This is a genomic window from Paracoccus sp. (in: a-proteobacteria) (assembly GCF_047973135.1).
In the GTDB taxonomy this organism is placed as follows: domain Bacteria; phylum Pseudomonadota; class Alphaproteobacteria; order Rhodobacterales; family Rhodobacteraceae; genus Paracoccus.
The window spans coordinates 1-6,978 of record NZ_JBKEBL010000154.1; the positions used below are offsets into that span (position 1 = coordinate 1).

Consider the following 6,978-nt stretch of genomic DNA (forward strand, 5'->3'; position numbering starts at 1 on the left):
CTCCGGAAAACCGGCTGCAAGGGGCGGGTTTTGTGACGGTGGACCGGCAGACCCGGCCCGGATGCAGGGCGCAATGCGCCGCTGGGCTGCGCCGCACAGGCGGGACGGGATCACTGCGGGTTCCAGGGCGGCTATGGGTCAATTGTCGGGGCCGTCGATATGAGGCGTCTTGCGATCGCATGCGCCGTGATGCTGTGCATGGCTGCGGGCGGCCCTGGCCCGGATGCCGTCGCCCGGTTCGGTGATGCGGGCGCCCCGCGCCGTTTGGTGGTCCGCGCCGCCGCCGACATCGCCTTTTTCGCGCCGGTGATCAAAGCCTTCATCGCGACCCGTCCTGGCCTGCTGGTCGAGTGGCAGGACTGGAACACCAACGCGCTGTATGATCGCGTTCAGGCGGATTGCGCGGCGGGCAGCGAGGGGGCCGACCTGATTTTCAGTTCTGCCGCCGATCTTCAGGTCGCGCTGGTGAACGCGGGTTGCGCCCGACCGCATTTTTCCGATCTGGTGCAGGCCCTGCCACCCGAACGGAACTGGTGCGACGAGCTGTTCGGTATGACCGAGGAGCCGGTTGTCATGGTTTTCAACCGGGCCGGGTTTCCTGAAGGATCGATCCCGCAAAGCCGCTTTGACCTGCTGGACATGCTGCGCCGCGATTCCCGGCTGGATGGCCGCATCGCGACCTATGATATCGAGACCTCCGGCGTGGGCTATCTGTTTGCCTTTCAGGACAGCCTTCATGCCTCGACCTTTGGCAGCTTGCTTGAGGCCTTTGGCCGCGCCGGTGCCGTAGCCACCTGCTGTTCCGCCGAGATCATCGAACAGGTCCGCAGCGGGCATTTTCTGGTGGCCTATAACATCCTGGGTTCCTATGCCTTTTCGGTTGCGCGGGATGATCCGTCGCTGCGTGTCGTGATGCCATCGGATTACACACTGGTGCTGCATCGCGCGGCCTTTATCGCCAAGGACGCCCGCAATCCGGCGCAGGCGGGCGAATTCATCGATTTCATGCTGTCCCCCGACGGACAGCGCGTAATGCAGCGTCAGGGGCTGATCATTTCGCATTCTGCGGCGGGGGATGACCCGATCCGCGACGACCTGATCCCCGCTGGCGCGTCGCGCCCGATCCAGTTGTCGCCCGCATTGCGGCTGGGTCAGGACGCGATGAAGCGCGCGGCGTTCAGGCAGACCTGGAACACCCGGATCGCAACCCGCCCTGTCGGGGCGGCAGAGGCGCCGGGGCATTGACCGTCCCTCAGCTTCCGGCGCGAAGCGCGGTGATCGCGCTGACCGGGGCGGTGGCCCCACCCTCGAATATCAGTTCGACACCGGTATCGCCAAGTCCGGCTTCGGTGATACGCGCATAGGCGGATGCTTCGGTATCGGCGATTACCTCGCCATCGCGCAGGCTTTCGACGCGGAAACTGTACCGCCCGTCTGGCAGCTTGTCGCCCGCCGCATCGCGCCCGTACCAGTCCACCTGCCCGGCACCGGGGCCGATCATCTCTCTCGCGACCTCTTGTCCGCTGGCATCCAGCGCGACCAGCGCAACATCATCGGCGCGCGGATCAGGCGCGACATCCAGCGTCAGCGCCTTGTCGCCAAACCAGACAGGCGCGGTCGTCCGCGCTTCTTTTCCGATCCAGTCGGCGGTCTGTCCCAGTCCGCCAGCCCCCATCTGTACAGCAAGCTGCGACAACAGCTTGTTGGTCTGCGCTTGCTGTTCAACCCCTGAAAAGGTGGCAAGCTGAACTGCAAATTCGGTGCCCTCCATCGGGTTCAGCGGATCCTGATTTTTGAGCTGTGTCGTCAGCATGCGCAGAAAGGTGTTGAAATCGGCATTGGTGCCGCCAGCGGCTGCGGTCGCCTGACCGCCCGTGGGTTGCGGAGGGGTGGAGGTTCCGATTGCGGGTATCATGGTTTTTCCTTTCAGATGCGAATGTCCAGTCGGCGGCTGCCAGACAGCGGAGGCGGGGTAGGGGCGATCCGGGCCGGGATGTGCAACGGTCCGAAAGCCGTGCCTGCAGGGTCCGGTCGCAGGATTTCGGCGAAACGTTCGGGTTGGTCGCGACCGTGCCGTTGTTGCCCGCCATGAAAATCCAGCGTCGCGTCGGGCATCCCTTCTTCCTGCAACTGCTGTTGCAGGTGGTGGCCGTGGCGGCGCATCTGATCCAGGGTTTCGGGGCGTTCGACCCAGATGGACAGGTGCGGCGCGCGGTCATGGCCGGACAGCACCATCCGGACGCGGCCCAGTTCTTCCGGCGACAGAGTGATCTCGACCCTGTCGTCGTGGCTGGTAACGACGGCATCGACGATCTGCCGCATTGTCGGCTGCACCTGAAACACCGTCTGGCGCGGGGCCGCGTCGGGCAAAGGGATGCGTGGCGCCGACTCGGGCGGGGCGTCCCGTGGCGCGGTGTGCGGAACCGGGATCTTGCCGCTTGTCTCGGGTAGTGGCCGGTCCGCGGGGCGGGGTTGAGGGGGCGAATCGCCGGCTTGATCGGGCGCGATGTATTCGGGCGCGCTTTCGGTATCTGTCAATGGCGATGCGACCGGGGCGGGCTGATCGGTCAGAATCCCTGCTGCCGGGCCGCTTTTCGCGCGCAGGACAACATGTTCCCCGCGCGGCGAATCGGGGGCCACCGGTTTCGGAAAAGAGGACGTCACGCGGCCGGTGACACCGCACCAGCCGTCCAGCAGAACCTCGACCGGGTCATCCGGAGATTCGGAGGCGGGGTCGTCATCATCCGATTCGGTGCGAGGCGGTCCCTCTGGGTCGGCGACCGGAATGGCCGGATCCCCGGCCTGGCCGGGGATAACGGCATCCGTCGGCAGCGATTCGCAGGCGACGGTTTCGCAAAAAATCGCGCCGTTGCCGGCTTCCGCCTCTGTCGTGGCGTCGGATTTTGGTGATTCGCCAGGCAGGCTGGTCAGGGTTGTCAGGGGGGCGATAAATTCCATGCGCGGATTTCCAGATTGCCGATGCAATATAGTCTGTTGATAATCCGAAATGCTTACCAATTATTTACGCAAAGAGATTAAAAAGAGATCATGTCTAATTTTTCAGGAGATATGGCATGAAAATGGAATCCGTGTCACCGAATACGGGTGTGCAGCCAAAGGCGGCCGAGGCGGCAACCCGGCTTGAGCAGGCGTTTCTCGAAGAGATGCTGAAATATTGCGGGCCGCGCCCCTCCGATGGCAGTTTTTCCGGCGGCCACGGGGAAGAACAGTTTACCAGCTTTCTGACGCAGGAATACGCGGCGTTGATGGCCGGCCGGTTGCAGACTGGCCTGCGCCTTCAGGCAGTTGGGGCAGCAACATGAGCGATCTGCTGACCACCCAGATCGCCGCCGCGCGCGCCGCGATCGTTGCCGGTCACGCACAACTTGCGCTGGATCATCTTGATCGATTCGCCGCGCAGGCGCAGAAAAGCCCCCCTGACGCGGCGGCCCGCGAGGCGCTGCAGGCCCAGATCGCCGAGATGCGCGAACTGGCCGAGGCCGCGCTGCAGGGCGCGAAATCCGCCGTGGCCCAGGTACAGGCGATCATCGAGACCGCGCGCTCGTTGCAGACCTATGATGATGCAGGGCATCGCCGGATCGCGTCGGTCGTGGCGAACCAGCCGCGCCGATATTGAATAAAATTCTATATTTGGAATTCTTGTCGAAAGGAGGGATATTCACTAATCATCAATCACCTGCCTCTAAACAGGTGGTCGCACAACGAAGTGCGGGGCAGCAAGCCCGATCCGGTCAGAAAGACCTTTCATTGAAAATCCCGCGCAAAAGCGCAAATAAATGGAGGACAACATGTCCAGCATTCTGACCAACAACGGTGCCATCGTCGCCTTGCAGACGCTGAAAGCGATCAACTCGAACCTGAACAAGACGCAGGCCGAGGTGTCGACCGGCAAGTCCATCGCCAACGCCAAGGACAACGCCGCGATCTGGACCATTTCCAAGGTCATGGAAAGCGACCAGTCGTCGTTCAAGAAAGTGCAAAGCGGCCTGAACGTGGCAGAAGCCATCGTCGCGACAGCGCGCTCCGGGGCCGAACAGGTCACCGACATCCTTGGCAAGATGAAGGATCTTGCCGTGAATGCCGGGACCGATGGCTTCGATTTCGACACGGTCCAGATCCAGATCGACAACTACTGGGAACAGATCGACTCGATCATCAAGGGCACCCAGATGAACGGCGTCAACATGCTCAGCACCAACGGGATCGACGGCGGTTCGGAGTATACCGTCCTTGCTTCGTTGGACCGCGTGGTTGGCTCTGCTGCGACAACGTCGAATGTGATCACCGTCGATTCACTTGACTTCGAGGCGTCGATCCATACCGCAGGAACCGCTATTGCCGATATTTCCAGCCGTGCAACGGCTGACGCCTACATCCACGCGCTTGAACCCCTGATCGACGCTGCCGTCGAGGGGACCGCCGCTCTGGGTGCAAAGGGCGCGCATATCGCCGATCAGGCCAGCTTTGTCGGCAAGCTGGCGGACTCGCTGACCGTCGGTATCGGTTCGCTGGTCGATGCCGATATGGAAGAGGCTTCGGCCCGTCTTCAGGCCCTGCAAACCCAGCAGCAACTGGGTATTCAAGCCCTGTCCATCGCTAACCAGGCACCGTCGGCCATCCTCTCGCTGTTCCGCTGATTGGACGTCGATTGAAAAATTCCGGGGCACCTTTGGGTGCCCCGCGATCACCATGGCAAATCAGATCGGAAACTGAAAATTGAACGCGGTAACACCCCAATCCGACTATGGCTACAGCTATGGCGCACGTGCACTGCGCAGCGATCGCGATACCGAATATGATGTCTTTTCGCGTGTCACACGGATGATGCGTCAGGCTGGCCCGATGGGCGGTGCCGACGAGATCCTTGCCGTCCACAAGAACACGGAACTATGGACGATCCTTGCCGCCGATCTGGCTGAGACGGGAAATGCCCTTCCGGATGAGGTCAAGGCGGGCCTGTTATCCCTTGCGAACTTTTCGATCCGTCACGGGCGGGCGGTGATGAGCGGCAAGGCGACGATCCAGCCGTTGATCGACATCAATCTTTCGGTAATGAAAGGGCTTCGCGGCGAGGTGGGTGCATGACCGGTCTGGTATTGAAACTAGCCCCGAAAGAGCGGATCCTGATCAATGGCGCGGTGATCGAGAATGGCGAAAAGCGTTCCAAATTTTCGATCAAGACTGCGAATGTGAATGTCCTGCGTCTCAAGGACGCGATCCATCCTGACGACGCCCGGACGCCGGTGTCGCGCGCCTGCCTGATCGCCCAGATGATCCTGTCTGGCGATGCGCAGCCGAAGGAGGGGTTTCAGCAACTGATTGTCGCTATCGAACAGCTTAGCCAGGTGCTGGACGACCGTGACAGCCGTGTGCTGCTGGGCGGTGCGACCCGGCATGCCATTGAAGGCAATGCCTATCAGGCGCTGCGCAGGCTGCGCGAGTTGTTGCCAAGGGAGGCGCGGCTGTTTGCTGCGCGGCGGCAATGACGGGGATGATCAACGCCGGTTCCGGCGGGCTGACGGGCTGGCGCGTGCTGCAACGGACCGAGGATCGGCAGATGCAGATGTTGAAAAACGACCCGGTCGTCCAGCGCGAGACAAGCTATTTTCGTGACCGGATCGAGATCACCGGTTCAGCCGAGGCACTGGTCGGCGACTATCAAATGCTGACCGTCGCCCTCAAGGCCTTTGGGCTGGAGGATGACATCGGCAGTCGCGCCCTGATCCGGCAGGTTCTGGAATCCGATCTGAATGACAACGCGTCTCTGGCGAACCGTCTCAGCGACAAGCGATATCTGCGGCTTGCCCGTGCCTTTGATTTCGCAGGTGCGAATAACAGCGAGGAGCCCGGCTTTGCCGACCGGATTTCACAGGCATATCTGGAACGGGAACTGGAACGCCGCGTCGGTGCCAGCGATGAAACGCTGCGGCTGGCGCTGAACGCCCGGCGCGAGATCGAGGACATGGCGGGCCGGGATTCATCGGATAAGACCCTCTGGTACGAGGTGTTCGGCAACCCGCCCCTGCGCAAGGTTTTTCAGGACGCATTCGGCTTTGGCCCGGCCTATGGCAAGCTGCCCATCGACCGCCAGCTGCAGGAATTCACCAGGGCGTCCGAACGTGTTCTGGGCAGCGCGTCCTTTGACGACATCACCCGGCCCAACGTTACGGACCGTCTGATCCAGCGTTTTTTGCTGCGGTCCCAGATGGGCGCGTCCCCGGTGCAGAACCGGTACAGCGCCGCGCTGACGCTGCTATCGCAGTAATTGCCGGGCGGCGCGCAATTGGTCCGATGCGGCGGATCGCACCTTGCGCCTCGCGGCACCACAGCTATAACCCCGGACGATTTGCGCCATTCATGACAAACCGGGGGCAGGACCATGCCGAAAAGAACCGATATCACCTCTATCCTGATCATCGGTGCCGGACCCATCGTCATCGGGCAGGCCTGCGAATTCGATTATTCCGGCGCGCAGGCGTGCAAGGCGCTGCGGGAGGAGGGGTATCGGGTCATCCTCGTGAACTCGAACCCGGCCACGATCATGACCGATCCGGGCCTGGCCAATGCGACCTATGTCGAGCCGATCACGCCCGAGGTGGTCGAGCGAATCATCCGGCAGGAAAAGGAGCGCCACCCCGGCGAGCGCATGGTGCTCCTGCCGACCATGGGCGGGCAGACCGGGCTCAACACGGCGATGAAGCTGGCGGAATCCGGCGTGCTGGATCAACTCGGCGTCGAACTGATCGGCGCCAAGCGCGAAGCCATCGAGATGGCCGAGGATCGCAAGCTCTTTCGCGAAGCGATGGACCGGATCGGGCTTGAAAACCCGAAGGCGACCATCGCCGAGAGCATGGAGGAATGCGTCGCCGCGCTGGAGAGCATCGGCCTTCCCGCGATCATCCGCCCGGCCTTCACCCTCGGCGGCACGGGCGGCGGCGTCGCCTATAACCGCGAGGA

9 protein-coding genes and 1 pseudogene are annotated in these 6,978 nt (G+C 62.4%); 8 read left to right on the forward strand and 2 right to left on the reverse strand.

Annotated elements, in window-relative coordinates:
• The first annotated feature begins 159 nt into the window (after nt 1-159).
• Nucleotides 160-1,245 carry an ABC transporter substrate-binding protein gene (locus ACK5L9_RS11895; RefSeq protein WP_416911679.1) on the forward strand — a complete coding sequence of 362 codons (1,086 nt, stop codon included), beginning with the start codon at nt 160-162 and terminating at the stop codon, nt 1,243-1,245.
• Nucleotides 1,246-1,252: 7 nt separating this feature from the next.
• Here the strand turns inward: ACK5L9_RS11895 and ACK5L9_RS11900 are convergent, their stop codons facing one another.
• Both ACK5L9_RS11900 and ACK5L9_RS11905 read right to left on the reverse strand, forming a co-directional pair.
• Nucleotides 1,253-1,915, reverse strand: a complete 663-nt coding sequence (locus ACK5L9_RS11900; RefSeq protein WP_416911680.1) for a flagellar hook capping FlgD N-terminal domain-containing protein — start codon at nt 1,913-1,915, stop codon at nt 1,253-1,255.
• Nucleotides 1,916-1,926: 11 nt separating this feature from the next.
• Nucleotides 1,927-2,958 carry a flagellar hook-length control protein FliK gene (locus tag ACK5L9_RS11905; RefSeq protein ID WP_416911681.1) on the reverse strand — a complete coding sequence of 344 codons (1,032 nt, stop codon included), beginning with the start codon at nt 2,956-2,958 and terminating at the stop codon, nt 1,927-1,929.
• Between the two features lie 116 nt (nt 2,959-3,074).
• On the opposite strand from ACK5L9_RS11905, the gene ACK5L9_RS11910 reads away from it, so the two are divergent.
• The 7 genes and pseudogenes from ACK5L9_RS11910 to ACK5L9_RS11940 all read left to right on the forward strand — a co-directional run.
• The gene (locus tag ACK5L9_RS11910) at nt 3,075-3,323 is read left to right on the forward strand and encodes a rod-binding protein (protein ID WP_416911682.1); all 249 of its coding nucleotides are present in this window, start codon (nt 3,075-3,077) and stop codon (nt 3,321-3,323) included.
• Entirely contained in the window at nt 3,320-3,637 is a 318-nt protein-coding gene (locus ACK5L9_RS11915) for a hypothetical protein (RefSeq protein ID WP_416911683.1), read from the forward strand. The genes ACK5L9_RS11910 and ACK5L9_RS11915 overlap by 4 nt, the downstream gene beginning before the upstream one ends.
• A 172-nt stretch (nt 3,638-3,809) precedes the next feature.
• Nucleotides 3,810-4,658 (forward strand): flagellin, encoded by an 849-nt coding sequence (locus ACK5L9_RS11920; RefSeq protein ID WP_416911684.1) that lies wholly within the window; start codon nt 3,810-3,812, stop codon nt 4,656-4,658.
• A 79-nt stretch (nt 4,659-4,737) separates the two neighbouring features.
• Entirely contained in the window at nt 4,738-5,106 is a 369-nt protein-coding gene (gene flaF, locus ACK5L9_RS11925; RefSeq protein WP_416911685.1) for a flagellar biosynthesis regulator FlaF, read from the forward strand.
• Complete coding sequence (gene flbT / locus ACK5L9_RS11930) at nt 5,103-5,507, forward strand: flagellar biosynthesis repressor FlbT (RefSeq protein ID WP_416911686.1); 405 nt, start codon at nt 5,103-5,105, stop codon at nt 5,505-5,507. The genes flaF and flbT overlap by 4 nt, the downstream gene beginning before the upstream one ends.
• A gap of 5 nt (nt 5,508-5,512) precedes the next feature.
• Nucleotides 5,513-6,286, forward strand: coding sequence for a DUF1217 domain-containing protein (locus ACK5L9_RS11935; RefSeq protein WP_416911687.1), 774 nt, complete (start codon nt 5,513-5,515; stop codon nt 6,284-6,286).
• Between the two features lie 114 nt (nt 6,287-6,400).
• Nucleotides 6,401-6,978: pseudogene (locus ACK5L9_RS11940) on the forward strand (carbamoyl phosphate synthase large subunit); the annotation flags it as partial.

Coding starts and splice junctions, on each gene's coding strand:
- ACK5L9_RS11895 (WP_416911679.1), top strand. CDS start 160: ATGAGGCGTCTTGCGATCGCATGCGCCGTGATGCTGTGCATGGCTGCG.
- ACK5L9_RS11900 (WP_416911680.1), bottom strand. CDS start 1,915: ATGATACCCGCAATCGGAACCTCCACCCCTCCGCAACCCACGGGCGGT.
- ACK5L9_RS11905 (WP_416911681.1), bottom strand. CDS start 2,958: ATGGAATTTATCGCCCCCCTGACAACCCTGACCAGCCTGCCTGGCGAA.
- ACK5L9_RS11910 (WP_416911682.1), top strand. CDS start 3,075: ATGAAAATGGAATCCGTGTCACCGAATACGGGTGTGCAGCCAAAGGCG.
- ACK5L9_RS11915 (WP_416911683.1), top strand. CDS start 3,320: ATGAGCGATCTGCTGACCACCCAGATCGCCGCCGCGCGCGCCGCGATC.
- ACK5L9_RS11920 (WP_416911684.1), top strand. CDS start 3,810: ATGTCCAGCATTCTGACCAACAACGGTGCCATCGTCGCCTTGCAGACG.
- flbT (WP_416911686.1), top strand. CDS start 5,103: ATGACCGGTCTGGTATTGAAACTAGCCCCGAAAGAGCGGATCCTGATC.
- ACK5L9_RS11935 (WP_416911687.1), top strand. CDS start 5,513: ATGATCAACGCCGGTTCCGGCGGGCTGACGGGCTGGCGCGTGCTGCAA.